Source organism: Mucilaginibacter endophyticus, from assembly GCF_003351025.1.
Classification (GTDB): domain Bacteria; phylum Bacteroidota; class Bacteroidia; order Sphingobacteriales; family Sphingobacteriaceae; genus Mucilaginibacter; species Mucilaginibacter endophyticus.
The window spans coordinates 777,092-802,119 of sequence record NZ_QPCG01000002.1 but is presented as its reverse complement, the minus strand read 5'-3'; the positions used below and the strand labels follow the sequence as shown (position 1 = coordinate 802,119).

The following is a 25,028-nucleotide window of genomic DNA, read 5'->3' as shown; positions in this document are numbered from 1 at the left end:
TTTGTACATGAAAGAAATCATTGACATCGTAGCGGCTTTTGAGCAAGCGGTAAAATCGGGCAAAAGGACGGCTCTGGCTACGGTGGTGCTTGTTGAAGGTTCGGCTTATCGTAGGGCGGGGGCGCGGATGCTGATCACCGAAGATGGTCAGCTAACAGGTGCCATAAGTGGTGGCTGTCTGGAAGGGGACGCCTTGCGCAAAGCCCGCATGGTTATTTTACAGCAGGAGGCGCTTCTGGTTACCTATGATACGATGGATGACGACGATGCCAAACTTGGCGTGGGCCTCGGTTGCAATGGTATCATACATATCCTCATAGAACCTATTAATGACAGGCAACCTAACCCGATAACTCTGCTGAAAGCAGTAATAGCCTCACGCGGATACACAGTTTTAGTTACGGTATTCTCTATGACCGACCGTAAGGCTCCGCAACCGGGATCGTGTTTATGCCTGACTGGACATGAAACTTTGTTGAACGGATTAGAAACATTGCCATATCAGAATGAGTTGCTGGAGGATGCCAGAAATGCACTGGATAATCAGCGTTCGTCCGTTACTGCCTATAATGACTATACCGCATTTATTGAATGCGTTAAGCCTTTAATCTCTTTGGTCATTATCGGCGCGGGAAATGATGCTATGCCCTTAACAAAAATAGCTTCGGTATTAGGCTGGAATATTACTTTGGTTGACGGCAGGCCCAGTTATGCTACAGCAGAACGCTTCCCATCAGTAAATAAAATAGTAATTGCAAAACCCGATCAGGTTCTGCATAACCTTGAAATAAACGAATGGACAGCCTTTGTGTTGATGACGCATAATTATAATTACGAGATTGCTTTTCTGAAATCCATTTTACCCTTACAAACTTCTTATATCGGAATTTTAGGTCCCCGGAAAAAACTGGAGCGCATGCTGGATGAATTGGAGACAGGGGGGACATTCGTTAGCCCAGCAAATCTGGAAGCCATTTACGGGCCGGTTGGTCTGGATATCGGCTCGGAAACATCAGAAGAGATCGCATTATCAATTGTAGCGGAAATAAAAGCGGTGTTTGCAGCACGAAACGGAAACTCGTTGAAATATAAAACAAGTCTGATCCACAGCGCTTAAAAGGCGGAACATATAAAGAGATCCCGATCAGGTATTTGCGATATTTCAGACTGTTATCGCAAAATCACGATATATCAAGAAGGCTTCTTATTACAAATATTTGACTTTTAATGTTTTAACAATGGCATGTGTTTGGTGTTATCTTTAGAAATCACTACATCACTAACGTTAAACAAAAAAACATGTCAAAAAAAGTAGCTGAACAGCTTGTAGATATGCTGATACAAGCGGGCATAAAGCGCATTTACGCCATTACGGGCGATAGTTTGAACGAACTTAACGATGCCGTCCGCAGAACGCCCGAATTAAAATGGATCCACGTACGTAATGAAGAAGCCGGTGCTTTCGCAGCCTCGGCAGATGCGCAATTAAGTGGCCTTGCCTGCTGTGCAGGCAGTAGTGGTCCGGGGCATGTGCATTTGGTAAACGGACTTTATGATGCCCACCGTTCAGGAGCCCCTGTTCTGGCTATTGCGTCAACCTGTGCCACCAAGGAGTTTGGCAGTAATTATTTCCAGGAGACCAATGTTATTAAGCTTTTTGATGATTGCAGCTACTACAACCAGGTAGCCGCCAATAATAAGCAGGTGCCGCGTATGGCACAGGCCGCTATTCAAACGGCTATTCAACGTAAGGGTGTTGGCGTATTGGGCTTTCCGGGCGATGTGGCCGGGGAAGATGCTATAGAAATTGACTCATCTGTAAACAACTTTTTTTGCAAGGCTAATATTACGCCGGTGTGGGAAGAGCTGGTACAACTATCTGATCTGATCAATCGTCACAATAAGGTTTGCATTTTTGGTGGTATTGGTTGTGCCGATGCACACGATGAAGTTGTAGAGCTTGCCGCGTTAATAAAAGCCCCGGTTGGTTATTCCTTCCGTGGGAAAATGTTTTTGGAGCACGATAATCCTTACGAGGTTGGTATGACTGGTTTGCTTGGCTTGCCAGCCGCTTATCATAGTATGCATGAGAGCGATTTGGTCATCCTTTTGGGTACCGATTTTCCTTACACACCTTTCTATCCGCAGGATAAAAAGATAGTGCAGATTGATATCAAACCCGAAAACCTTGGTCGGCGGGCCAAATTGCATATGGGCCTTTATGGCGATATTAAATCTACTTTAAAAGCTTTAATCCCCTTACTTAAAGAAAAAACCGACAGAAGCTTTTTAGACGCTCAGCTGCACGTACATGCAAAAGTGAAAGAACAGCAGCAAGCTTATATTAAAGACTATGGCAAACATGACGCTATCCACCCGGAAGCTCTGGCGGCTTTGGTGGACGAATATGCTTCTGACGATGCTATTTTTACCTGTGACACTGGTATGTGTAACGTTTGGAGTGCCCGGCATATCAGCGCAAACGGTCGTCGCTCTATGATCGGCTCGTTTGTTCATGGCTCTATGGCCAATGCTATGCCGCATGCCATAGGGGCCTCGTTGGCTTGCCCCGACAGGCAGGTAGTGGCTATGTGTGGCGATGGAGGCATCTCTATGTTGTTGGGCGATTTGGCGACTATCAAACAATATAATCTGCCCATAAAAATTATTGTGTTTAATAACCGCGCGTTGGGTATGGTGAAACTTGAGATGGAGGTAATGGGTTTGCCTGATTTTGAAGTGGACATGCACAACCCTGATTTTACGCTCGTGGCCGAATCAATGGGTATAAAAGGGATCACAATAAATGATCCGCAGGATCTTGAACAGGGCATAGCCGAAGCTTTCGCTTATACTGGCCCTGTGTTGGTGAATGTTTATACCGACGGAACAGCTCTCGCCCTCCCTCCGCATATCGAACTTAAAATGGTTGCGGGTATGGCTGTTTCTATGACCAAAATGATGCTTGGTGGTAAATTTGATGAGGTTTTAGCAACTGTAAAAGGCAACTATAAGCATTTGCCCGAGATATTTGATTAACGCGTAAATACAATAAATTACAGGTGGCGGAAGATTGAATTTTCGCCACCTGCTTTTTTTACATCGATTGCAAATTGGCTTTGAAGTTAACACAGGGTTGTTAATCAAAGCTTATTTTTATGCTGATTAAGCAATAACGATGGCAACAATCAAGGGCAGCAAATTTATTTTAAGACCATGGCGGTTAACCGACGCTGCATCGTTACAACGTCATGCCAATAATATCAATGTTGCCCGTTTCCTGTTTGATCGCTTTCCGCACCCCTATACCAAGGCTGATGCTGAAAGATGGGTATTAGCTCATCAAAGTAAGGCCGTTATGACAAATTTAGCTATCGTAATAGGCGATAACGCGGTTGGCGCAATTGATTTTAAGCAAGGTGATGATGTTTATCGCAAAAGTGCCTCGGTGGGGTATTGGTTGGGAGAGCAGTATTGGGGCAAGGGTGTAGTTACCGAATCCGTCCAGCTCATTGTTCCGCATGTGTTTTACAACTTTGATATCATCCGGATCCAGGCTACTGTAAATGGTAACAACCTGGCATCAATGCGGGTACTTGAAAAAGCGGGTTTTACAAAAGAGGGTATCATGAGAGATGCTATCACAAAGAATGGTGAAATTATGGATGAGCATTTATATGCGATTCTTAAAGATATATGAAAAAACTTGGTTAACGGCCTTGCGTTTTTATAATTTCAAATACGCTACAATATTATTGTCCCTGATCTGGATGAAATTGATATACTCATCATGCGGATCGTAATCTATACTTAATACCAGATTGCCTATTTTATAGTGGTCTATCAGAAAATGTTTATCCAATATAGGTGAAACTTCGTGATTGGTTTGTGTTGGGTTGCCTGCTTTTTGTAAGACATCATTACGGGTGTCGGTAAACGAAATTTCAAAAGGCAGCAAATATTGAATATCTTGTTTCGGGTAAATATTCAGATGTGAAAATATCGGTTGCCCTGGCTCTAAAACAATCAGTTCATCTTCATCAATAACAGCATCATCGTTGGTGAAGCCTAAATCAATATGCATGGTTTCAGACCGCATATAGTCGCTTTCCAAAACATTGTATCTACTCAGATCGGTGAACGTTTTAGTCGTAAATTCTTGAAAATCATCGTTGTAAAGATAAGAGCCGAACTGATCTGTAAAATGAAGATAATTGAACATATTTACTGTTTTTGATTGTCTGATAAAACTACAACAAATCAAAATAAAGCTAAACTATGTTTTTACATTAGCTGTATGATTACTCGGTTTGCAGGCTTGTATTTAAGAGAGGAAGACCCGGACACTATTTATATTACTTCTTACGTCTCAAGACATGATTTTGAAAAGAAACTGCAATTGAATTCATTCGATGTGATTTCTACCGATTATAAAACTTCAAAGACGGTCGCCATTGATAAAAATAGTAGGATATTGATCACGACAGACCAAAATGGGGCCGGACGAGGGATGAATACCAGCGCTGAAATTTATATTAAAAATGGAGAAGAAATTCTGTTGTTATGCAATTTCTGCACGAACGAAGAAGTAAATGACCTTCGTAAAACAGAATGTTATAAGCTTGCAGAATATATTGCAAATAGGATGAAGGTTAAATATGGGATTGAATGGGAATACAAAATTTCTGTAGACACACCGGAAAAAGAAAAAGAATTTAATAAGAATGTTTTCATCGTAATCCTAACGCTGATAGTGACCTTTATTTTAATTTACTACAGGTTAAAGTATGATATCGATCATCCTAAAATAAATTACGGCCATTGATGATATAAAGCAATTTATTTTTCCTCTGTAAATTGGGCTTCCTCTAAATTTCCATACTTTTAAGGCCGCAATGGAAGCAAAAAATAACAAGAAAACCATCTGGGCCTGGTGTATGTTTGATTGGGCCAATCAGTCATATAATATCGTTATTACCTCTACTATTTTCCCTGCATACTTTGTGGAGGTAACCAAGTTCAATTCAAAAAACACCCAAATGGTTACTTTCTTTGGGCATAAATATGTGAACACAGTTTTATCAAACTATATATTGGGCTTATCGTATCTAATCGTGGCGGCTATATTGCCCATCCTCACTTCCATAGCCGATTACCGGGGTAATAAAAAATCATACCTGCAATTGTTTACCTGGCTGGGTAGCTTAGCCTGTGCGGGCTTGTTTTTCTTTAAGCCGGGCACGGGGCTGGAAATCCCGATGCTGTGTTTTGGGCTCGCCTCGATAGGTTATTGCGGTGGCTTTGTGTTTTATAATTCGTATCTGCCACAAATTGCCACACCCGATAAACAGGACGCTGTAAGTGCCAAAGGATTTATTTATGGCTACGTAGGCAGCATTGTGGTACAGGTATTGTGCTTCATTGTAGTGCTTCAGCCAAGTTGGTTCGGCATTACTGATGATTGGCTGCCTGCCCGCATCTCATTCCTGATGGTTTTTGTTTGGTGGATTGGTTTCTCTGTTATCCCTTTCCGGTTACTTCCAAAAGGACAACCTAACGCGGGTAAACATAGCTACAATGTACTTACAGGTGGTTTTAAAGAACTGGCAAAGGTTTTTGGCAAAGTGCGCAACATGCCTTTGTTAAAACGCTTCCTGGCTTCATTTTTCCTTTACTCGGTTGGCGTACAAACAATCATGCTTGTCGCAGCCAATTTTGCTGCTAAAGAACTACATATGCCCGATGCCGCGCTAATCTCTATTGTACTTATCATCCAGGTTGTAGCGGTGCCAGGTGCATTGATCGCATCCAAATCATCTGAGAAGTTTGGAAATGTGCGTACGTTGGTTGGCTTAGTGGCGGTATGGTCGGCTATTTGCCTGTATGCTTACTTTATCACCAGCTCTATCCAGTTTTATGCGGCGGCAGTGGTCATTGGCATAGTGATGGGAGGGGTACAATCCTTATCGCGCTCAACCTACTCCAAATATTTGCCCGAGAATATTCCTGATACGGCTTCGTATTTCAGCTTTTATGATGTTACCGAAAAGCTTTCGATAGTAGTTGGCCTGTTTTGCTTTGGCTTTGTGGAAGCCGTAACTAACGAAATGCGCGACTCCACGCTTGCTCTTGACGGCTTTTTTGTGTTGGGATTAATTATGCTTATTGTGTTAATGTTTACCGAAAGTAAGATCCGCAGACAAAGCGTTAAAGCAAGTGTTTAAACAATTTGGCGGCAGGCTTGTACTATATAAAAACGTAAGCCATGATCCATACAGTTAATCACAATGTAACCGGCGATAACGGCACACAAAGAAATATTATCATCGAGCCGGTGCTTCATCAATCAACAAGTCATGAGTTAAACGCAACTGGCTTGTACAAACTTTACAAGGGCGGTAACGATGGCGAAGCAATCCTTTTTGAGATCCAGGAGATAGCTCCCGAGATTGGTGAAAGCAAGCCGTTGCTTGACGATAAAAAGAATCCGGATTATTTAGGGCAGATTATGTTTGATGGCGATGCTACCGCTAAATGGCATTATTCGGAAGGTTCGCTTTCGCACTATGAACAGCAGCAGGTGGTTGAATTTATCCAAAATACAAATAGTTAATTTTTCTTTTTTTCCTGCTGACATAGGGTTGTCACCGGCCTGTGGTTACTTTGTATTGTAATCAAAAACAAAACCACAATACAATGGAAACCAACGCAATTCAACAGCCAACAGAAACTGCAGTAGCATCTGTTTATACACCCGATCAATTTTTACAAAGCTGGCTTGGCCAGCGCCGTGTTACCCGTCGCCTGATTGAAGCTTTTCCGCAGGAAGCACTTTTTAATTATTCGATAGGAGGGATGCGCCCCTTTTCAGAAATGGTGAAGGAGATTATCAGCATGAGCAGCCCGGGTGTAAAAGGATTGGTAACCAACGACTGGACACCAATAGCAGGCCTCGATCATCATACCGGGAAAGTTGAAGCCCACTCAAAAAATGATCTTTTAAAGTTGTGGGACAACGCGACTGAAGATATAACAAACTACTGGGCGCAAATCCCTGCCGAACGCTTTCAGGAAACAGTATTGGCTTTTGGTCAGTACGAAGGGGTAGCAAACAGCATTATTCAATACATCATCGATAATGAAATACACCACCGCGGCCAGGCTTATGTTTATCTGCGTTCCTTAGGAATTGAGCCGCCAGCGTTTTATGACAGAAGCTAAGCTTGATTTACAAGAATGATTAGAGGCCTCCCGCACAGGAGGCCTTTTTTATCATAGCTACAAGCTAATGCCGCTGTTTATTTATCTTTAGCAGCACTATTGCTTCTAAATTTTAATTATGGCAATCCTTCGCTCTTTTGCTTTGTTTTTATTGGCCGGTTTATTTGAAATAGGCGGAGGCTACCTGGTTTGGCTTTGGCTCAAAGAAGGTAAGCCGCTTTGGTTCGGAATATTGGGTGGTGTTATCCTGGCGCTTTATGGAATTGTTGCCACCTGGCAAACCGCAAATTTCGGGCGAGTGTATGCGGCTTACGGCGGCATTTTTATTGTGATGGCGTTAATCTGGGCCTGGAAGGTTGACGGTTTTAAGCCAGACAGGTATGATATTATAGGAGCTTTGGTTGCCTTGATCGGTGCTTGTATCATTGTTTATGCGCCGCGCGGACATTGATTGAGACCACAGTCAATTTTTTGCAGTTTGTAAAATTTGCATACATTTAGTGAGCAAATGGAAAACAAAAACAACAAAAAAACCATCAGGGCCTGGGCTTTCTTTGATTGGGCCAACTCTGCCTATAACCTTGTTATCACATCAACCATTTTTCCGGCCTACTATGTTGCTATAACAACTAATCATGCCAATGGCGATAGAGTTAACTTTTTCGGGAAAAGCTTTGTAAACACCGCGCTTTCAGATTATGCCTTATCGGCTGCTTACCTGGTGATGGTATTGCTGCTGCCCATACTATCATCTATAGCCGATTATAAAGGCAATAAAAAAATCTTCATGCTGTTTTTTACGCTGCTTGGTTCGGCGGCATGCTGCGCGTTGTTCAATTTTGATAAGGATCACCTGGAGATGGGGATCATCTGTTTTGCGCTGGCGGCTATCGGTTATAGTGGTGGTTTTGTGTTTTACAATTCATACCTGCCCGAAATTGCTACAGTTGATATGCAGGATAACGTAAGTGCCAAAGGTTTTACTTACGGTTATATAGGCAGTGTATTGTTGCAGCTCATCTGCTTTTTGTTTGTGCTCAAAGGCGAGTGGTTTGGCATTGTTGATAAAACCTTTGCGCCGCGCCTGTCGTTTTTGCTGGTGGGCTTATGGTGGATAGGTTTTGCCATGATCCCGTTCAGCGTATTGCCTAAGGGCAGCCCCAACGCGGTAAGCCATAGCCATAACATTATAAAAGGGGGCTTTATTGAATTAGGGCATGTTTGGAAAAAGGTTAAGGAAATGCCTTTGTTAAAAAGGTTTTTACCGTCGTTCTTTTTCTATTCGATGGGAGTACAAACCATTATGCTGGTAGCTACAGGTTTTGCTGCCAAGGAATTGAAAATGGAAACCCCGCAGTTGATCACTATAATTTTGATTATTCAATTGGTTGCTATTTTCGGAGCAACGCTGATGTCGCGCTTGTCGGGTAAATATGGCAACGTAAAGGTATTAATAGGCGTGGTGATCCTATGGATTGGGGTTTGTATAGCGGCTTACTTTACATATACGCAAACACAGTTCTACATTATCGCTGTTGTGGTAGGTTTAGTGATGGGAGGTATCCAGTCTATGTCGCGCTCAACGTATTCAAAGTATCTGCCCGAAAATATTCCGGATACGGCATCTTTCTTCAGCTTTTATGATGTTACCGAAAAGCTGGCTATAGTAGGCGGGGTATTTAGCTTTGGTTTTTTTGAAGAAATAACCGGAAGTCCGCGAAATTCAGTCCTGGTATTGGGCGTATTTTTCATTGTCGGCTTAATTTTATTGTTTTCTTTGCTGAAGGCGGAACGAAACGTCAATAAAAATTTGGATTTTAGCGCCCGTTAACTAATTTGTGCAGATGAAGGTTGAGTTGTTCATACCGTGTTTTATAGATCAGTTGTTTCCCGAAACAGCTTTTAATACTGTAAAACTGCTGGAGAAAGCAGGTTGCAAGGTTAGTTATAATCCGGCGCAAACCTGCTGCGGTCAGCCGGCTTTTAATGCGGGCTTTTGGGATGATGCCAAAGAGGTTGGTAGCAAATTTTTGAGTGATTTTTCGGAAGATAGCGTTATCGTATCACCTTCGGCATCTTGTACCGGCATGGTGAAAAACTATTATAACGATCTGTTTACCAATACCGCCGTACATAACAAATGCCGGGCTATACAGGGGAATATCTACGAGCTATCTGATTTTTTGGTAAATATCCTGGAGTATGATTATTTCGGCGCCGAGCTTGACGGCAAGGCTGTTTATCATGATAGCTGTGCCGGTCTGCGCGAATGCAAGATCAAAGATGAGCCACGTCAGTTGCTGTCCAAAGTGCTTGGTCTTGAGTTACTCGACCTAAAAGATGGTGAAACCTGCTGTGGCTTTGGCGGCACTTTTGCAGTTAAGTTTGATGGTATTTCAACAGCCATGGCGCAGCAAAAGGTAAATAACGCGCTTGATGCCGGCGCGGAGTATATCATTTCGACAGATACATCATGCCTGATGCATATGCAGGGATATATCGATAAAAATAATCTCCCTATTCAAACCATGCACATTGCCGATGTCTTGGCCCTGGGCTGGGGGAATGTGTAATCCTGCTATTCTTTAACCAGTTTCAACTTTAGGGTATCATCATACACTTTGGTATCCCATTGCATTTGCTTTCCGTTGTAGTTGCTGATCTTTACCTTCGTGGTATCATTGTTTGTGCCGCCGTCGAAATGTACATTGAATGTTTTTTGGTTAGCATTGTAATTATATCGGCCAAACCATGCCCGGTTAGCCTCAAACACGTAAGGATTTGCACAAAATGATATTCTGCCATCATCTTCAATGTATATATAGCACCAGTTTTGCGCACCATTCATCCAATCGTTTTCACCGACAGTTTTGCCATTTCGTTTAAATTCCTTGACTTTCCATTTACCCGTAAAGGTCGATGATGGTACAGCCGCTACATAGCGGTAAATGCTATAAAAAGCAAGGCCGATTACTAAAAGTTTTAAAACTGGTTTTGCAAAACTTAGCCTTAAAGGCGGTATTACCACTTCTTTAAATAAAACAGGTTTAATATCCGGCCATCGTAGTAGTAAAAGGTATAACAGGCCGGTAGTTATAATGATTGAGTTTATGAATGCCCCTGTGGCTATATCATAAAATACATTGATCAATACAATGTTTAACATTACCGGTAATAATATACAGGTGCCTAATAAGGTAGTACGCCTGAATAAAAGCATAACGCCGCCTCCAATCTGAAGCAAGCCCAGTATAACCGCGAAAGTGTAGGAGTGGCCAAAATAATTCCAGGTGAGATCGAAGCCGCTTAGCTGACCTACAGTGGTATTATCCCTCATGTAAACATGCCCGAACTGTGTTTTTAAGATTTTGGCAAAACCATAAGCCGACACTTGATAGGCAAGGAAGTATCTCATAACGCCGCGCAAAAACGCGTGCCTTATTCCTGAATTAAATTCTTCCTTTTTACTTTTTTGATGCCAATAGATAGAATAGGCCACTGAAAAGATGAACATCACAATACTACCCCATGTTAAGAGCCTTGCGAAGGAGAGGTCACCAAAAGAATTAAACAGCTTGTAAAGTAAAGGACCCCACATCGTCATTAAGCAATCATAAATTGCTACAAGCAGATACATGCATTCAAGGAACTTAGCAAACCAATAAGAGCGGGGTGCGGCAGTCATAAGCTTATTTGCGTTCAATATCCAGAATGGTTCCTTCTTTTGCCATTTCTACAAGAAAAGGTTTCGCAACGCCTTCCTGTGCATTGTCATAAGCAGTGTCGCCTTTGGCGGCAATATCATCAAGCCCGTCTTCGCGGTCAACCTCGTATTTATTCAGGGCCAGGTAAACCGAATCGCCGGAAACCTTATTTACTCTGTATAGGGTATAGTGATCGTTTTTGAGTTTGATATGAAAAACATCGTTCTTCTGCGGTGATAAAACCCATTGGTTTACTTTTTTAGCTTTCTGCTTTTCGCTTATATAAAAAAAGATCGAACCAATAACTATCAAAAAGCACCCGGCAAATGTCCATACCGGTATTTTGGTCTGTACTTTCAAGTTGTCATAACTTAATTTGAGCGAGGCCGGCATCTCCTTAAATTTCAAAACCTGTTTGCAATTAAGGCATTGCGAAACACCTGTTTTACCTATCGGGAAAAACGGAATCCAGAAAATATGCGCCCAACGCTGAAATACATTCATCTGGATGCTGTTAGCCGTATTGCAATTTGGGCAGGTGTCGCCTGCTATTTCGGATTTTAAGAGTTTGGCTTTGATACCGTATATGATCATGATTGATAAGGTTTAGAAGATGTTAAATCGGTTTGAAAATACAGAAATGATACTGATAAATAAAATTATCAATTGTTATAGTAACCCTCTGCTGGTTTTAACGTTTATTATTTACGCTGATATGAAAAATGCTCCGAAACAACATTTTATAAAAAACTGTATCTTTGCCGTTTGAAATGAACAAGAAAGTCGCTTTTTACACCTTAGGCTGCAAGCTGAATTATTCAGAGACCTCATCTATTGGTCGGCTGTTTAACCAGGCCGGTTATGATACGGTAAATTTTACCGAAACACCGGATGTTTTTGTAATCAATACCTGCTCGGTAACCGATAATGCCGATAAAAAGTGTAAGAAGATAGTTAAGGAAGCGCTAAAAATTTCACCTAACGCTTACGTAACAATTGTAGGTTGCTACGCGCAGCTAAAACCACAGGAAATAGCCGAAATTCCGGGTGTTGACATGGTGCTTGGCGCTGCCGAAAAATTTCAGATAGTTGATCATATTACCGATCTAACTAAAAGGCCAAAAGCATTGGTGCTTAACCAGCCCGTGTCTGAAGCTAACGAGTTTGTACCGGCATATTCTTTTGGCGACCGTACCCGTACTTTCCTGAAAGTGCAGGATGGTTGTGATTACTCTTGTACCTTTTGTACCATTCCGCTGGCACGTGGCGCGAGCAGGAGCGATACCATCGAAAACGTTGTTGCGCAGGCCAGGCAAATTGCCGAATCTGGCGTAAAAGAAATTGTACTTACCGGTGTCAATCTGGGCGATTTCGGGATCCGAAACGGACAGCGCGAGGATAAATTTTTTGACCTTGTGAAGGCGCTTGATGAGGTACAAGGTATCGACCGTTTCAGGATCTCATCTATTGAGCCTAACCTGCTTACCGACGAGATCATCGCTTTTGTTGCCACCTCAAAACGCTTTGTTCCGCATTTTCATATTCCGCTGCAATCTGGTTCGGATAAGATATTGGGACTGATGCGCCGCCGCTATAAACGCGACCTTTATGTTAACCGTGTTGCGAAAATAAAAGAACTAATGCCCGATTGCTGCATTGGTGTTGACGTTATAGTTGGCTTCCCCGGCGAAACAAGGGAAGACTTTATTGATACCTATAATTTCCTGAACGAACTTAATATATCATACCTGCACGTATTCACGTATTCGGAAAGGGAAAATACTTTAGCTGCCCAGATGACGGGTGCTGTTCCTGGCTCGGCACGCGGGGAGCGGAGCAAAATGCTGCACATCCTGTCTGATAAAAAACGCCGCGCTTTTTATGAAAGTCAATTGGATAAAAACCAGGAAGTTTTATTTGAGGGCGATATTAAAGATGGCTTTATGCACGGCTTCACCCGCAATTATGTAAAGGTGCGTACCAAGTATGATCCTGTGCTGGTTAATGAATTGAAGACAGTACATCTAACAAATATTTCACCTGATGGTGATGTTGAAATAACAGAGGGCGAAGAAATATTAGTGCATTAAATTCTATATTCGCCTTAAAATATAACCTATGTTTCCTACGCTTACATCGTTACTAAAATATCTTTTTGGCTTTAATCTTCCTTTGCCCATACAAACTTTTGGCTTTTTTGTAGCGATAGCTTTTGTTGGCGGTTACTGGGCTTTTGGCCAGGAGTTTAAACGGAAAGAAGCATTAGGCGTTATCCATACTTTTAAAAAGCGGGTTACTATAGGTTTACAGGCGTCAAGTACCGAATTAATAAGCAATGGTATTTTTGGCTTTTTATTGGGTTATAAAATTGTTGATTGCGCGCTCAACTACCAAATGCTGTTGGATACGCCGCAAGAATTTTTACTATCCTTAAGAGGTAACTGGATTGGTGGCATACTCGGAGCCGCAGCTTTTGCTTATTGGGCATGGCACGAAGCTAACAAGCAAAAGCTTGACAAACCGGTAACCAAAGATATTGACGTACACCCCCATGAATTATTAGGCAGTATATTGCTTTGGGCTGCGGTGTTTGGCTTTGCCGGCGCCAAGTTGTTTAATGCATTGGAAAACTGGGGCGATTTTATGAAAGACCCGGTTGGTATGCTGGTCGGTTTTAGTGGTTTAACCTTTTATGGTGGCCTGATATGCGGTGGAGCGGCCGTGCTTTATATTGCTAACAAACACGGCATTAAACCATTAGATATGCTTGATATTGGCGGTCCGGGTATGATGCTGGCTTACGCTTTAGGTCGTATAGGCTGCCAGATGAGTGGCGATGGCGACTGGGGTATTGTTAACCTTGCAGCCAAGCCGCAATGGTTAAGCTGGGCTCCCAATTGGATGTGGAGCTTTAAATTTCCGCATAACGTGAACGACGAAGGTGTGCAGATGGTGAACTGTATGGGTAAGTTTTGTCACGAGCTGCAATACCCGGTTTATCCAACCTCATTTTACGAATCTGTAATTTGTTTATTACTGTTCTTTGTATTATGGAAAATAAGGCACAATTTTAAAGCTCCGGGCGTTTTGTTTGGTGTATACATGATATTGGCTGGCATTGAGCGTTTCGTTATCGAACTCATTAGGGTCAATACTAAATATGTTGTTGCCGGTGTTTCATTTACCCAGGCCGAAATGATCTCGGTGATCATGGTTTTGGGCGGCACAGCGTTGATCATTACCGGACTAAACAAAGAAAAGAAAGCACTGGGTACTACAAATGGCTGATAATAAATCAAAAGGCAAATTAATTAATAACCAGGTATTCAGATTTGTGCTTTCGGCCGGGGCCGGTTTTTTGGTAGATGTTTGTGCATTTTACCTTTTTTACCATAATCTGCTTACACAGCATACTTACCACATTTTTGGGCTTACTGTTCGTAACTATACTGTTTCGCTGGCATTATCGTTTTTTATGGGCGTTGTGGTTAATTTTTTAATCACCCGATATATGGTATTTAACGAGTCGAAGTCGGCACCACGCAAGCAATTTTTTCGTTTTGTCATGGTAGCCTTTATTGGCTTCTTCGCCAATTTATCCGTTGTGAAAATATTGATCCAGGCTTGTAGTTTTAATCCAACGGTAGCAAGGATCTCGGCGGCATTGAGTCTTTTCTTCGCAAGCTTTTTTATCCATAAAGTTTTTTCATTCAGCCTATCATTAAAACGTAACCATGCAAATAGCGAACATCCTAAACCAGGTAATTGAAGTTTCAAAACAAGCAGGTGATTTTATCAGGCAGGAGCGTAAAGCCTTTGATCCTGATAGGATAGAGTATAAAGGGCTCAACGATATGGTATCATACGTTGATAAAACCGCCGAAGAAACCATTGTAAAAGGCCTGAGCAAAATTTTACCTGAAGCCGGTTTCATTACCGAAGAAAAAACAACCACTAAAATAGGCGAGCGCTATAACTGGATCATAGACCCGCTTGATGGCACTACCAATTTCATCCACGGTGTACCTGCTTTTTCTGTAAGTATAGCTTTAAAAGAATATGACGAGCTGATTGCGGGCGTCGTTTACGAAATAAATCTTGATGAATGTTTTTACGCCTGGAAGGATGCACCCGCATACCTGAACGGCAAGGAGATCAGCGTAAGCAAAAACAACACGGTAGGCACCAGCTTACTTGCAACCGGTTTTCCATACTACGACTTTACTAAGCAAGCAGCCTACATCGAATTATTTACTGAGCTGATGCGTACCAGCCATGGCTTGCGTCGTTTAGGCTCGGCCGCTGTCGACCTGGCTTATACAGCTTGTGGTCGTTTTGATGCTTTTTACGAGTATAACCTCAACGCTTGGGATGTTGCTGCGGGTATTGTGATTGTAAAACAAGCCGGAGGTGAAGTTGTAAATTTTAAAGGCGGCTCGGAAGTATTGGATACCCGTGAGTTGTTAGCTACTAATGGGAGGATAACTGGGGAGATGCTGCAGGTGGTGCAGAAGTATTTTAAGTAAGGGAAATATTTAATCATTTGTTTGTCTAATTTGTTTTCAAATCTGATTATGCAGCTGAATTGAAAAGTTCTCCATTCGCATTCCTTTCCCGGTTAACTCAAAAGTTCCTAAATTGAGTTGAGCTGTAGCTGGCCAAACGTAACCGTAATCGCCGCCCTTCTTATTGAACCAATCAAATGGAATGATATCAATAGATGAATTATTGATAATTACTATAGCGAAATTTTCAGCATAGTCAAAATCATAATTAATACTGCTTTTTCTAACATAAGTTACAAAATTTGATAGACCATAATTGTTGCCCAGTTCATTTTTTCCCGCATGGAGCCCCTTTAATTCGATTGTGAAATCAATTTTATTTATAAGCCCGTAGTTGGTTTTTATTTTTGAAATATTAATCACGTCTTCTTCTGTTTTCCAAATTATAAGATCGCCATTTTGATCAAACATCAAATTCGTAAAGCAATTAATGAAAAAGTTGAAATTGTGGTGGTTAAATATAGATAACGAGTTAAATAATCTTGTTTTCGTATCAAAGCTCAACTTATATTGCAGACCCATTTGTTCAATGAGGCTTCTGAAATCATATTCATCAAAAAAGTATGGAAAGCAATATTGGACTGGTGTGATTGATGACATTGATTAAAGTTAATAAAAAAAGCCTCTCATTTTCATGAAAGGCTTTTGGATAAGCAAAGGGGCTCAAACCCCAATCTTCAATATCATAATGCTTCAGAAACCACTTCGGTAACTTCAGGTACCATGCGTTTAAGCAGGTTTTCGATGCCGGCTTTAAGGGTTACGGTTGATGATGGGCAACCGCTGCATGAACCGCGAAGTTCAACGGTTACTATACCTTCATTAAATGAGCGGTAAGTGATAGCGCCGCCATCTTGCTCAACAGCCGGGCGAACGTAATCATGCAGGATCTGCTGAATTTTAACTTCAGTTTCGGTGCCTTCAAAGTTTCCTGCTTCGGCTTCTTCCTCTAACTGGATCTTCAATTCAGACTCGATAGCGCCTTTAACAAACTCTTTCATGATAGGCTCAACATCTGCCCAGTCACTACCTTCAGTTTTGGTAATGGTTACAAAATTGCTGGCAAAGAAAACACCGTTTACAAACGAGAACTTGTACAGTTCTTTTGCAAAAGGTGATTTTTCGGCACTTTCCTTAGTAGCGAAGTCAACGCTGCCATTAATAAGCAGTTTGTTAACTATGAATTTCATAGTTGCCGGGTTAGGCGTTAATTCGGTATATACGTTGATGTTCATCGTTTCGTGTTTTTATTCAATCTAATTAACAAATTTAATGAGCTTTTTTATTAAAAGCTACCTCAAACTTTGTTATGACATTTCTTTGATGCGCAGGTTTTGCACATTATATCATCTGCGCATCTAAATGCCTGTATAATTTAAAGGCGTAATCTTTTTAATCTCCTCTTTAATGGCGTCGCTTACATTTAACGTATCAACAAACTCCGCTATTGTGGTGGCGTTGATTTGTTGATTGGTGCGGGTAAGGTCTTTCAGGGCTTCGTAAGGGTTAGGATAAGCTTCGCGCCTTAATATGGTTTGGATAGCTTCTGCGACAACCGGCCAGTTAGCCTCAAGGTCGGCATTGATTGCGTCCGTGTTTAGTAACAGTTTGTTTAATCCCCTTACGGTTGATTTGATGGCGATCAATGTATGTGCAAAAGGTACGCCGATGTTCCTTAATACGGTAGAGTCGGTAAGGTCGCGCTGTAGCCTTGAAATAGGTAGTTTAGCTGCAAGGTGCTCAAATAAAGCATTGGCGATACCCAGGTTACCTTCAGAGTTTTCAAAATCGATAGGATTAACCTTATGTGGCATGGCCGATGAACCAACTTCGCCGGCTTTGATCTTTTGTTTAAAGTAATTCATGGAGATATAAGTCCACATATCACGGTCAAGATCAATCAGGATATTGTTAATGCGTTTTAGGGCATCGCATTGCGCGGCAAAATTATCATAGTGCTCAATTTGGGTAGTAAACTGAGAACGCTTCAACCCTAAAATGTTGTTAACGAAATTATTGCCGAACGCTTTCCAGTCGATGGCAGGATAAGCGATGTTATGCGCGTTGAAATTACCGGTAGCGCCGCCAAACTTAGCCGAATTTGGGATAGGTTTCAGCAATTCAAGCTGGGCTTCAAGGCGCTCAACAAAAACCAGGATTTCCTTACCCAGGCGGGTTGGTGAAGCCGGCTGACCGTGGGTATGCGCCAGCAAAGGAACATTTTCCCAATCGGCAGCAAATGCTTTCAGGATGCTAACCAGGTCAGTAATAGCAGGGTAATAGCTGTTATTTAAAGCCAGTTTAAATGTGTATGGGATGGCAGTATTATTAATATCCTGCGAGGTAAGGCCAAAGTGAATAAACTCTTTGAACGGCTCCAGGCCTAATTTATCAAACTCCTTTTTAATGAAATACTCAACGGCTTTAACATCGTGATTTGTCGTTTTTTCAATCACTTTGATACTTTCAGCGTCATCTTCCGAAAAATTTCTGTAAATGTCGCGTAACTTTTCTGATAGATTTTTATCAAATGCTTGTAACTGAGGTAGTGGGTATTCGGCAAGTGCTATAAAATACTCTATCTCAACAAATACACGGTACTTGATAAGGGCATATTCTGAAAAGTATGCGGCAAGTTCGGCAGTGGTGTTTCTATAACGGCCATCAATAGGCGAGATCGCTGAAAGTGAAGTAAGCGTCATATATTAAAAAGAGAGTGGATGAAAATTTTTGCAAAGGTAATCATTTTTGATGGCCTAAGGCAGATTAAAAGCTTCGCAAATAAACCGCTGTATAACAAGCAATAATTAAATGAATTTTAAAAACGAACAAATATTTGTAATGAAAAAGTAAAAATGAATGGAAACTTTTTATTCAAAAAATGTTTCCTTAGTTTTGACCCGGAAAGTCAATGAGTCAAACCGAAAGAATTATAAAAGGCGCCGAGGACCTGTTTTTAACCGCAGGTATCAAAAGTATCACCATGGATGATATTGCCAGGCATCTGGGTATGTCAAAAAAAACCATTTACCAGTTTTTTAAGGATAAAAATGAACTGGTAGTAGCGCTCACTAAACAGAAGCTGAAGGAAGATGAGGATCAAATGAATGATATCATCAGCAAGTCAGCTAATGTGATTGAGGAGATGATCAATATGACCAAATGCTCGGAAGAGATCTTTTCAAGGATCAACCCGATAGTTATCCACGATTTGCAAAAGTATCATCCCGAAGCCTGGAACGATTTTCAAAAATTCAAATCCGAAATATTGATCCAGAAAATGGAAGAGCTGCTGATCAAGGGAATGGGACAGGGGTATATCCGTAAAGACATTGACGTACGCATTATAGCACGGATGCGGGTTAACCAGGTAGAACTGGGCTTTAATACATCCATTTTTCCGGTAAGGGATTTTAGTCCCTGGAAAGTGCAGGTTCAGTTTTTAGATCACTTTAATTATGGCATTTGTACCATTGAAGGGTACAAACTGCTTAACGAGTATAAGAATATTGATAATGAATAACATGCTGACATAAGGTTGTCACTAACTGCATGAAATTTGTACCAGTTAAATTAAATCACTCAATCACAACATATATAATGAAATATCTATTCTTCACGGCAGCTGCAATTTGTGCCATAGCTTTTAAAAGCTTTGGGCAGGAGGCTGCGCCCAATGTACAAACCTTTAACTTTACTGTTGAGGATTGTGTTAACTATGCCTATGAGCATCAGGATTCGGTAGTTAATGCCAAACTTGATATCAAAAGCGCCGAGTATAAAGTTAAGGAAACCACTGGTATTGGCTTGCCCCAGGTAACCGGTACAGCATCCTTTCAGGATTACTTGAAAATCCCGACCACGTTATTGCCCGGTGAGTTTTTTGGACAGCCGGCCGGTACTTTTGTTCCTATTCAGTTCGGTGTTAAATACCAGTCGAGCTTTGGGGTAAATGCTAACCAGATTTTATTTGATGGTAGCTATCTTGTTGGTTTAAAGGCGTCTAAAACATATAAGGAACTTTCTATCCGTAGTCATATCCGTTCAAGAATTGAGGCTAACGTTAATGTTACCAAAGCTTATTACCAAGTTTTGGTTAGCAATGAGCAGTTGAGATTATTGAATGCCAATATTGCTCAGCTAAAGCAGCAAATGGATGAAACCACGCAGCAAAACAAGCAGGGTTTTGTTGAAAAAATTGATGTTGACCGTATTGTTGTTCAGTACAATAACTTAGTTACGAGCCGCGAAAACACCATTCGTTTACTGGCTTTAAATTACCAGGTACTTAAATTTCAGATGGGTATGCCCATTGAATATGCGCTTAGTTTGAAGGATAAACTTGAAGATATCAAACTTGAAGACAATACAGCCGATCTTGCTGCCGATACCGCGTTTTACCACAACCGCATCGAGTACAATTTAGCCGAGACTAATGTCGACCTTAAGCAACTGGACCTGAAACGTCAAAAATCGCTTTCTCTGCCGTCGCTTAAAGCTAACGCGGCTTATACCTCATCATATCAGGACAATAATTTTAGTAACTTGTATAAAATGAGCTTTCCGTCGAGTTACGTTGGTTTAACTTTAAACGTACCCATATTTAGTGGTCTTCAGCGTGTTAACCAGATCAGGCAATCAAAAATAGCCGTACTTAAATCACAAAATGATTTGGAGAATGCTAAAAACGGCTTAAAGCTACAGGCTAACCAGGCGCATGTTACTTATGTAAATGGTTTGCAGTCGCTTAATAACCAAAAACGTAATCAAACCCTTGCGCAGGAAGTATTGCGTGTTTCAAAAATAAAATATCAGCAGGGTGTAGGTTCAAGTATTGAGGTTACGCAAGCGCAAACAGGGCTTGAAGATGCCGATAATAAATACATACAAGGCCTTTATGATGCCCTGGTTAGTAAAGTTGACCTTGACAAAGCTTACGGACGAATTAAATAATAACAACACTAAACTCACTATATAACAATGAAAATGAAAAAATTTATATACATACCATTCCTGGTTTTACTTGCGGCCTGCTCAAGTAAGCCTAAAGATAAAAAGGCCGAGCTGGCCGATCTTAAAAAGCAGCAATCAGATATCAATTCAAAAATTGAGAAGCTGCAGTCTGAAATGGGCACTACCGATTCGGCCAAGAGCACCGACGTAAGTGTTGCTGAAGTGAAAATGGGCAATTTTACCAACTACGTTCAAATACAGGGTAAAATAGATGCGCAGGATAACGTTACTGCCTATCCGCAAATGCAGGCTGCCATTACCGCGCTTTATGTAAAACCAGGCCAACATGTAAGCAAGGGTCAGATCCTTGCACAGCTTGATAATAGCGTTATGCAGCAAAACATCGCTCAAAGCGAAGCCCAGGTGAGTTTAAACCAGCAATTATTTGATCGTCAGAAAAACCTGTGGGATCAAAAAATAGGCACCGAAGTGCAATATCTTCAGGCTCAAACTACATTACAAAGCAGCCAAAAAGCTTTGGCCTCATTAAAAAAGCAATCTGCCCTGTATCGTATCATATCACCTATAAACGGTACTGTAGATCAAATGGACCTGAAACTCGGGCAGAGTGCGACACCGGGGCAAACCGGTATCCGTATTGTTAATGCTGATGTTTTAAAAGTAAAGGCTGATGTTCCCGAATCATATGCGAGCAGCGTAAACACCGGTAACGATGTTAAGATCTTAATTCCGGATGCTAACGATTCATTGGTTACTAAAGTAACTTTTGCCGCTAAAGCTATTGATGCTACATCACGTAGTTTTGGTGTTGAGATTAAACTGCCGGTACGCAGCACACTGCGCCCTAACATGACCGCCATTTTAAAAATCGCCGACTATTCAAAAAATAACACCATCTCTGTACCTGTAAAAGCGGTACAGAAATCAGAAACCGGCGACCATGTGTTTGTAAATCAGAACGGTATTGCAAAACAGGTAAATGTAAAATCGGGTATTACTTATGGCGGCCAAACCGAGATATTATCAGGTTTGAAAGCCGGCGACCAATTGATAGTTGAAGGCGCAACAGAGGTTGAAGACGGCGATAAAGTCAAAGTTGTTCAATCGGCCAATTAGTTATTAACCAATTGATCTGTTCATTATGAAAGATGTAAAGAAAGAATTCGGCCCATCAAGTTGGGCCATTGATAACAAAACGGCCATTTATGTGCTCATGTTCCTGATCACGGTGCTTGGCCTTGTAAGTTATAACCGCTTGCCTAAGGAAAACTTTCCGGATATAGCGCAATCGAAAGTATTTATTACAACAACCTTTGCCGGTCAGTCTCCGCAAAATATTGAGAACCTGGTAACACGCCAGATAGAAAAGCAGCTGAAATCCTTAAAGGGATTAAAGAAAGTAACCTCAAACTCGGTTCAAAACGTTTCTATTATTACAGCCGAATTTCAGGCTAATATTGATATCAAGGATGCAAAAATAGACGTAAAGGATAAGATTGACCAAGCCAAGAAGGATCTCCCGCAAAATGATAATAATTATACCGATCCTGTTGTTTCGGATATTAACGTTGCCGATCTGCCTATTTTATATATCAACATTTCAGGTAATTATGATCTGAAAAAATTGAAAGAGTATGCCGATATATTAAAAGATGAAATTGAAAGCTATAAGGAGATTTCAAAAGTTGATGAGGTAGGTGCTTTAACTCCTGAAATACAGGTTAATGTTGATATGAACAAGATGGCTGCCGCGCAACTAAGCCTGCCGGACATTAGTACAGCCATTGGTTACGAAAATATATTGTCATCAACAGGTACTGCTAAAACCGACGGCGTTCGCAGAACCATTGATATTAAGCAGGATTTTAAAAATGCCGATGAAGTGGCTGCCATGGTGATCCGTAACCCTAAAGGGCAGGCTGTTTATTTGCGGGATATTGCCGAGGTTAAAGATTCATTTTTAGAACAGGAAAGTTATGCAAGGTTAAAAAGCAATGATAATCCTAACTTCAAAAATGTAATTACCCTTAACGTGAGTAAAAGGGCCGGAGAAAACCTGATTGAAGCTTCTGATAAGATCAACGAGTTGATCAAGCTAAAGCAGAAAACAGTTTTCCCTAAAGGCCTCGATATTGTTGTTACCGGCGATCAATCAGATAAAACACGTACAACGCTTAACGACTTAATTAACACCATCGTTATCGGTTTCCTTTTGGTTACCGTTATCCTGATGTTTTTTATGGGCACAACCAATGCCATTTTCGTGGCATTATCTGTACCGTTGTCATGTTTTATTGCCTTCCTGGTAATGCCTGCAATTGGATTTACGCTCAACATGATCGTGCTATTCTCGTTCTTGCTGGCGCTGGGTATTGTGGTGGACGACGCCATTGTGGTGATTGAGAATACACACCGTATTTTTGCCAATGGTAAGGTGCCAATTAAAGAGGCGGCTAAAATGGCCGCAGGTGAGGTGTTCCTTCCTGTATTTTCAGGTACCATGACTACTTTGGCTCCGTTTGTACCTCTGGCTTTCTGGAACAGTTTGATCGGACATTTCATGTTCTTCCTGCCAATTACGTTGATCATCACTTTGCTGGCATCGTTGGTGGTTGCTTATATCATTAACCCGGTATTCGCGGTTGATTTTATGAGGCCACATCATGATGGAGAGCATGATCATCCCAAGTTTGACAGGCCTACAAAAAGGGCCATGATATTTTTGGCAATTGCAGCAGTTATTGGCTATCTGATGAACGTTGGTATTGGAAACCTGATGGTGCTGATCATGGTATTATACCTGATTAACCATTTCTTCCTGCTGCGTGTTATTGATAGGTTCCAGAAAAATGCCTGGCCTAAATTTCAAAACTGGTATGCGAAATGGCTTGAACGTGCTGTACGCAGGCCGGTAACCGTTCTGGTCGGAACTATCGGCTTATTTATTTTTGCGATTTTCCTGATGGCCGTACGGGGTAAAACGCCCGAGTTTTTTCCATCGGGCGACCCTAACTTTGCTTATGTGTACATTACTTTACCTATCGGTACCGATCAGGCTTACACCAATGAAGTAACCAAACAGATTGAAAAGCGCGTTGCACAAGTAGTTGAGCCTGATAAGGATATCGTGTCGTCAGTTATTTCAAACGTAACTAAAGGGGTTACCGATCCTACTGATGAAGATCAGGGCGATTATGAAAATAAAGGTAAGGTTACCGTAGCGTTTGTTGAATTTGGTAAGCGTAATGGTAAGGATACTAAAAAGGTATTAGCCAACATCCGTGCGGCTGTACAAGGGATTCCCGGTGCAAAAATAGCTGTTGCACAGGAGAGCAGCGGTCCTCCGGTACAAAAAGATATCAGTATTGAGATAGTGGGTGATAACCTGGATACGCTGGTTGCTACCGGTAACAGGCTTAAAAGTTATTTGGCTAAGCAAAATATTGCCGGTATCGAAAACCTGATTGCCGACGTGCAAAGTGATAAGCCAGAAATTGTGTTTGATATAGATCGTGAGCGTGCTAACCGTGAGGGAGTATCTTCTCAGCAAATCAATCAAAACCTGTTTACCGCAATTTATGGTTGGAAGGCAGCCGATTTCCGCAATACCCGCGAGGACGACTATAAAATCATGGTAAGAACATTGCCAAGTCAGCGTAGTAATATTGATGAGATCAAAAACCTGAAAATTACATACCGTGATATGGCCATGAGTGGCGCGATACGCCAGGTGCCAATATCGGCTTTCACTGATGTGCGCTATACCACCACTTACAGTAATATTAAACGTAAACAACAGCGTAGGGTGTTAACGCTTGGCTCAAATGTAATTAAGCCAAATAATCCTAACGAGGTTAATGCCAATATCCTTAAAGCGATAAATAACTTTAAGAGGCCGGATAATGTGACTATTCGTCAGGGCGGTGGACAGGAAGACCAGATGGAGGCCATGACCTTCCTGCTATCGGCACTTGCTGTATCATTCGGATTGATCCTGGTTATTTTGATGATCCAGTTCAACTCAATCGGTAAAACGCTTATCATCATTAGTGAGATCTTCTTTAGTATCATAGGTGTATTGCTGGGTGTTAGTGTATTCGGCATGACTATGTCTATCGTAATGACCGGTGTTGGTATCATCGCTTTAGCGGGTGTGGTTGTTCGTAATGGTATCTTATTGGTTGAATTTACCGATATGCTGCTTGAGCAGGGCGTGAGTATCCATGATGCAGTAGTTGAAGCCGGTCATACACGTATGACACCGGTATTACTTACCGCCACTGCCGCCATTTTAGGTTTGATACCGCTGGCTGTTGGTTTCAATATCGACTTTGTTGGCTTGTTTACCCATTTTGAACCGCACATCCACTTTGGTGGCGATAACGTTGCTTTCTGGGGCCCGTTAGCATGGACAATGATTTTTGGTTTAGGGTTTGCTACGGTTATTACACTGATACTTGTACCTTGTTTATACCTGATCCGCTATAATCTTAAAGCAAGGTTGTTCGGCAAAAAATCAGTTGAACCTAAACACGCAGCGGTGTTAGAACCAGAAGCAGTTTAA

At 41.5% G+C, this 25,028-nt stretch carries 24 protein-coding genes; 18 read left to right on the top strand and 6 right to left on the bottom strand.

Annotation, left to right across the window (positions count from 1 at the left end; genetic code table 11):
- Positions 1-7: 7 nt before the first annotated feature.
- From DUL71_RS10805 to DUL71_RS10795, 3 genes are all read left to right on the top strand, one after another.
- Positions 8-1,117, top strand: coding sequence for an XdhC family protein (locus tag DUL71_RS10805; protein ID WP_114938087.1), 1,110 nt, complete (start codon positions 8-10; stop codon positions 1,115-1,117).
- 182 nt (positions 1,118-1,299) lie between these two features.
- Complete coding sequence (locus DUL71_RS10800) at positions 1,300-3,039, top strand: thiamine pyrophosphate-dependent enzyme (RefSeq protein ID WP_114938539.1); 1,740 nt, start codon at positions 1,300-1,302, stop codon at positions 3,037-3,039.
- A gap of 139 nt (positions 3,040-3,178) precedes the next feature.
- Entirely contained in the window at positions 3,179-3,700 is a 522-nt protein-coding gene (locus DUL71_RS10795; RefSeq protein WP_114938086.1) for a GNAT family N-acetyltransferase, read from the top strand.
- Positions 3,701-3,727: 27 nt separating this feature from the next.
- Here the strand turns inward: DUL71_RS10795 and DUL71_RS10790 are convergent, their stop codons facing one another.
- Positions 3,728-4,222: a hypothetical protein gene (locus DUL71_RS10790; protein WP_114938085.1), complete on the bottom strand. Its 495-nt coding sequence runs from the start codon at positions 4,220-4,222 to the stop codon at positions 3,728-3,730.
- 75 nt (positions 4,223-4,297) lie between these two features.
- On the opposite strand from DUL71_RS10790, the gene DUL71_RS10785 reads away from it, so the two are divergent.
- The 7 genes from DUL71_RS10785 to DUL71_RS10755 all read left to right on the top strand — a co-directional run bounded on the left by DUL71_RS10785 (position 4,298) and on the right by DUL71_RS10755 (position 9,794).
- Positions 4,298-4,825: a hypothetical protein gene (locus DUL71_RS10785; protein WP_114938084.1), complete on the top strand. Its 528-nt coding sequence runs from the start codon at positions 4,298-4,300 to the stop codon at positions 4,823-4,825.
- Positions 4,826-4,895: 70 nt separating this feature from the next.
- Complete coding sequence (locus tag DUL71_RS10780; RefSeq protein WP_114938083.1) at positions 4,896-6,224, top strand: MFS transporter; 1,329 nt, start codon at positions 4,896-4,898, stop codon at positions 6,222-6,224.
- A gap of 41 nt (positions 6,225-6,265) precedes the next feature.
- Positions 6,266-6,613, top strand: coding sequence for a hypothetical protein (locus DUL71_RS10775; protein WP_114938082.1), 348 nt, complete (start codon positions 6,266-6,268; stop codon positions 6,611-6,613).
- Positions 6,614-6,696: 83 nt separating this feature from the next.
- Complete coding sequence (locus tag DUL71_RS10770) at positions 6,697-7,221, top strand: DinB family protein (protein ID WP_114938081.1); 525 nt, start codon at positions 6,697-6,699, stop codon at positions 7,219-7,221.
- 118 nt (positions 7,222-7,339) lie between these two features.
- Positions 7,340-7,672: a YnfA family protein gene (locus tag DUL71_RS10765; RefSeq protein ID WP_208645522.1), complete on the top strand. Its 333-nt coding sequence runs from the start codon at positions 7,340-7,342 to the stop codon at positions 7,670-7,672.
- Between the two features lie 57 nt (positions 7,673-7,729).
- Positions 7,730-9,052, top strand: a complete 1,323-nt coding sequence (locus tag DUL71_RS10760) for an MFS transporter (RefSeq protein ID WP_114938079.1) — start codon at positions 7,730-7,732, stop codon at positions 9,050-9,052.
- A 13-nt stretch (positions 9,053-9,065) separates the two neighbouring features.
- Positions 9,066-9,794 (top strand): (Fe-S)-binding protein, encoded by a 729-nt coding sequence (locus DUL71_RS10755; protein WP_114938078.1) that lies wholly within the window; start codon positions 9,066-9,068, stop codon positions 9,792-9,794.
- Positions 9,795-9,799: 5 nt separating this feature from the next.
- Here DUL71_RS10755 and DUL71_RS10750 read toward each other — a convergent pair whose 3' ends face one another.
- Positions 9,800-10,636, bottom strand: a complete 837-nt coding sequence (locus DUL71_RS10750) for a hypothetical protein (RefSeq protein WP_154402360.1) — start codon at positions 10,634-10,636, stop codon at positions 9,800-9,802.
- Between the two features lie 274 nt (positions 10,637-10,910).
- Positions 10,911-11,519: a hypothetical protein gene (locus tag DUL71_RS10745; protein WP_114938076.1), complete on the bottom strand. Its 609-nt coding sequence runs from the start codon at positions 11,517-11,519 to the stop codon at positions 10,911-10,913.
- 176 nt (positions 11,520-11,695) lie between these two features.
- On the opposite strand from DUL71_RS10745, the gene mtaB reads away from it, so the two are divergent.
- Genes mtaB through DUL71_RS10725 form a run of 4 tightly spaced genes read left to right on the top strand, consistent with a single transcriptional unit; the run spans position 11,696 to position 15,451 of the window.
- On the top strand, positions 11,696-13,015 hold the full coding sequence (gene mtaB, locus DUL71_RS10740) for a tRNA (N(6)-L-threonylcarbamoyladenosine(37)-C(2))-methylthiotransferase MtaB (protein WP_114938075.1): 1,320 nt from the start codon (positions 11,696-11,698) through the stop codon (positions 13,013-13,015).
- A gap of 28 nt (positions 13,016-13,043) precedes the next feature.
- Positions 13,044-14,213, top strand: a complete 1,170-nt coding sequence (locus DUL71_RS10735; protein ID WP_114938074.1) for a prolipoprotein diacylglyceryl transferase — start codon at positions 13,044-13,046, stop codon at positions 14,211-14,213.
- Positions 14,206-14,694 (top strand): GtrA family protein, encoded by a 489-nt coding sequence (locus DUL71_RS10730; RefSeq protein ID WP_114938073.1) that lies wholly within the window; start codon positions 14,206-14,208, stop codon positions 14,692-14,694. Before DUL71_RS10735 ends, DUL71_RS10730 begins: the two co-directional genes overlap by 8 nt.
- The gene (locus tag DUL71_RS10725; RefSeq protein WP_114938072.1) at positions 14,660-15,451 is read left to right on the top strand and encodes an inositol monophosphatase family protein; all 792 of its coding nucleotides are present in this window, start codon (positions 14,660-14,662) and stop codon (positions 15,449-15,451) included. The genes DUL71_RS10730 and DUL71_RS10725 overlap by 35 nt, the downstream gene beginning before the upstream one ends.
- 36 nt (positions 15,452-15,487) lie before the next feature.
- Here the strand turns inward: DUL71_RS10725 and DUL71_RS10720 are convergent, their stop codons facing one another.
- From DUL71_RS10720 to purB, 3 genes are all read right to left on the bottom strand, one after another.
- Entirely contained in the window at positions 15,488-15,901 is a 414-nt protein-coding gene (locus DUL71_RS10720; protein ID WP_161964414.1) for a hypothetical protein, read from the bottom strand.
- Positions 15,902-16,173: 272 nt separating this feature from the next.
- Positions 16,174-16,725 carry a NifU family protein gene (locus tag DUL71_RS10715; RefSeq protein ID WP_112570525.1) on the bottom strand — a complete coding sequence of 184 codons (552 nt, stop codon included), beginning with the start codon at positions 16,723-16,725 and terminating at the stop codon, positions 16,174-16,176.
- 123 nt (positions 16,726-16,848) lie between these two features.
- A complete protein-coding gene (gene purB, locus DUL71_RS10710; RefSeq protein ID WP_114938070.1) occupies positions 16,849-18,192 on the bottom strand; it encodes an adenylosuccinate lyase in 1,344 nt (447 codons plus the stop codon).
- A 209-nt stretch (positions 18,193-18,401) separates the two neighbouring features.
- Here purB and DUL71_RS10705 point away from each other — a divergent pair, with 209 nt between their 5' ends.
- From DUL71_RS10705 to DUL71_RS10690, 4 genes are all read left to right on the top strand, one after another.
- Positions 18,402-19,013 carry a TetR/AcrR family transcriptional regulator gene (locus DUL71_RS10705; RefSeq protein WP_114938069.1) on the top strand — a complete coding sequence of 204 codons (612 nt, stop codon included), beginning with the start codon at positions 18,402-18,404 and terminating at the stop codon, positions 19,011-19,013.
- A 77-nt stretch (positions 19,014-19,090) separates the two neighbouring features.
- Positions 19,091-20,443: a TolC family protein gene (locus tag DUL71_RS10700; protein ID WP_114938068.1), complete on the top strand. Its 1,353-nt coding sequence runs from the start codon at positions 19,091-19,093 to the stop codon at positions 20,441-20,443.
- A gap of 33 nt (positions 20,444-20,476) precedes the next feature.
- Positions 20,477-21,580, top strand: a complete 1,104-nt coding sequence (locus tag DUL71_RS10695) for an efflux RND transporter periplasmic adaptor subunit (protein ID WP_114938538.1) — start codon at positions 20,477-20,479, stop codon at positions 21,578-21,580.
- A gap of 25 nt (positions 21,581-21,605) precedes the next feature.
- Complete coding sequence (locus DUL71_RS10690; protein ID WP_114938067.1) at positions 21,606-25,028, top strand: efflux RND transporter permease subunit; 3,423 nt, start codon at positions 21,606-21,608, stop codon at positions 25,026-25,028.

What these genes read in the sequence shown, in the direction of transcription:
- DUL71_RS10805 (WP_114938087.1), top strand. Translation starts at nt 8, where the DNA reads ATGAAAGAAATCATTGACATCGTAGCGGCTTTTGAGCAAGCGGTAAAA.
- DUL71_RS10800 (WP_114938539.1), top strand. Translation starts at nt 1,300, where the DNA reads ATGTCAAAAAAAGTAGCTGAACAGCTTGTAGATATGCTGATACAAGCG.
- DUL71_RS10795 (WP_114938086.1), top strand. Translation starts at nt 3,179, where the DNA reads ATGGCAACAATCAAGGGCAGCAAATTTATTTTAAGACCATGGCGGTTA.
- DUL71_RS10790 (WP_114938085.1), bottom strand. Translation starts at nt 4,222, where the DNA reads ATGTTCAATTATCTTCATTTTACAGATCAGTTCGGCTCTTATCTTTAC.
- DUL71_RS10785 (WP_114938084.1), top strand. Translation starts at nt 4,298, where the DNA reads ATGATTACTCGGTTTGCAGGCTTGTATTTAAGAGAGGAAGACCCGGAC.
- DUL71_RS10780 (WP_114938083.1), top strand. Translation starts at nt 4,896, where the DNA reads ATGGAAGCAAAAAATAACAAGAAAACCATCTGGGCCTGGTGTATGTTT.
- DUL71_RS10775 (WP_114938082.1), top strand. Translation starts at nt 6,266, where the DNA reads ATGATCCATACAGTTAATCACAATGTAACCGGCGATAACGGCACACAA.
- DUL71_RS10770 (WP_114938081.1), top strand. Translation starts at nt 6,697, where the DNA reads ATGGAAACCAACGCAATTCAACAGCCAACAGAAACTGCAGTAGCATCT.
- DUL71_RS10765 (WP_208645522.1), top strand. Translation starts at nt 7,340, where the DNA reads ATGGCAATCCTTCGCTCTTTTGCTTTGTTTTTATTGGCCGGTTTATTT.
- DUL71_RS10760 (WP_114938079.1), top strand. Translation starts at nt 7,730, where the DNA reads ATGGAAAACAAAAACAACAAAAAAACCATCAGGGCCTGGGCTTTCTTT.
- DUL71_RS10755 (WP_114938078.1), top strand. Translation starts at nt 9,066, where the DNA reads ATGAAGGTTGAGTTGTTCATACCGTGTTTTATAGATCAGTTGTTTCCC.
- DUL71_RS10750 (WP_154402360.1), bottom strand. Translation starts at nt 10,636, where the DNA reads ATGAGATACTTCCTTGCCTATCAAGTGTCGGCTTATGGTTTTGCCAAA.
- DUL71_RS10745 (WP_114938076.1), bottom strand. Translation starts at nt 11,519, where the DNA reads ATGATCATATACGGTATCAAAGCCAAACTCTTAAAATCCGAAATAGCA.
- mtaB (WP_114938075.1), top strand. Translation starts at nt 11,696, where the DNA reads ATGAACAAGAAAGTCGCTTTTTACACCTTAGGCTGCAAGCTGAATTAT.
- DUL71_RS10735 (WP_114938074.1), top strand. Translation starts at nt 13,044, where the DNA reads ATGTTTCCTACGCTTACATCGTTACTAAAATATCTTTTTGGCTTTAAT.
- DUL71_RS10730 (WP_114938073.1), top strand. Translation starts at nt 14,206, where the DNA reads ATGGCTGATAATAAATCAAAAGGCAAATTAATTAATAACCAGGTATTC.
- DUL71_RS10725 (WP_114938072.1), top strand. Translation starts at nt 14,660, where the DNA reads ATGCAAATAGCGAACATCCTAAACCAGGTAATTGAAGTTTCAAAACAA.
- DUL71_RS10720 (WP_161964414.1), bottom strand. Translation starts at nt 15,901, where the DNA reads ATGTTTGATCAAAATGGCGATCTTATAATTTGGAAAACAGAAGAAGAC.
- DUL71_RS10715 (WP_112570525.1), bottom strand. Translation starts at nt 16,725, where the DNA reads ATGAACATCAACGTATATACCGAATTAACGCCTAACCCGGCAACTATG.
- purB (WP_114938070.1), bottom strand. Translation starts at nt 18,192, where the DNA reads ATGACGCTTACTTCACTTTCAGCGATCTCGCCTATTGATGGCCGTTAT.
- DUL71_RS10705 (WP_114938069.1), top strand. Translation starts at nt 18,402, where the DNA reads ATGAGTCAAACCGAAAGAATTATAAAAGGCGCCGAGGACCTGTTTTTA.
- DUL71_RS10700 (WP_114938068.1), top strand. Translation starts at nt 19,091, where the DNA reads ATGAAATATCTATTCTTCACGGCAGCTGCAATTTGTGCCATAGCTTTT.
- DUL71_RS10695 (WP_114938538.1), top strand. Translation starts at nt 20,477, where the DNA reads ATGAAAAAATTTATATACATACCATTCCTGGTTTTACTTGCGGCCTGC.
- DUL71_RS10690 (WP_114938067.1), top strand. Translation starts at nt 21,606, where the DNA reads ATGAAAGATGTAAAGAAAGAATTCGGCCCATCAAGTTGGGCCATTGAT.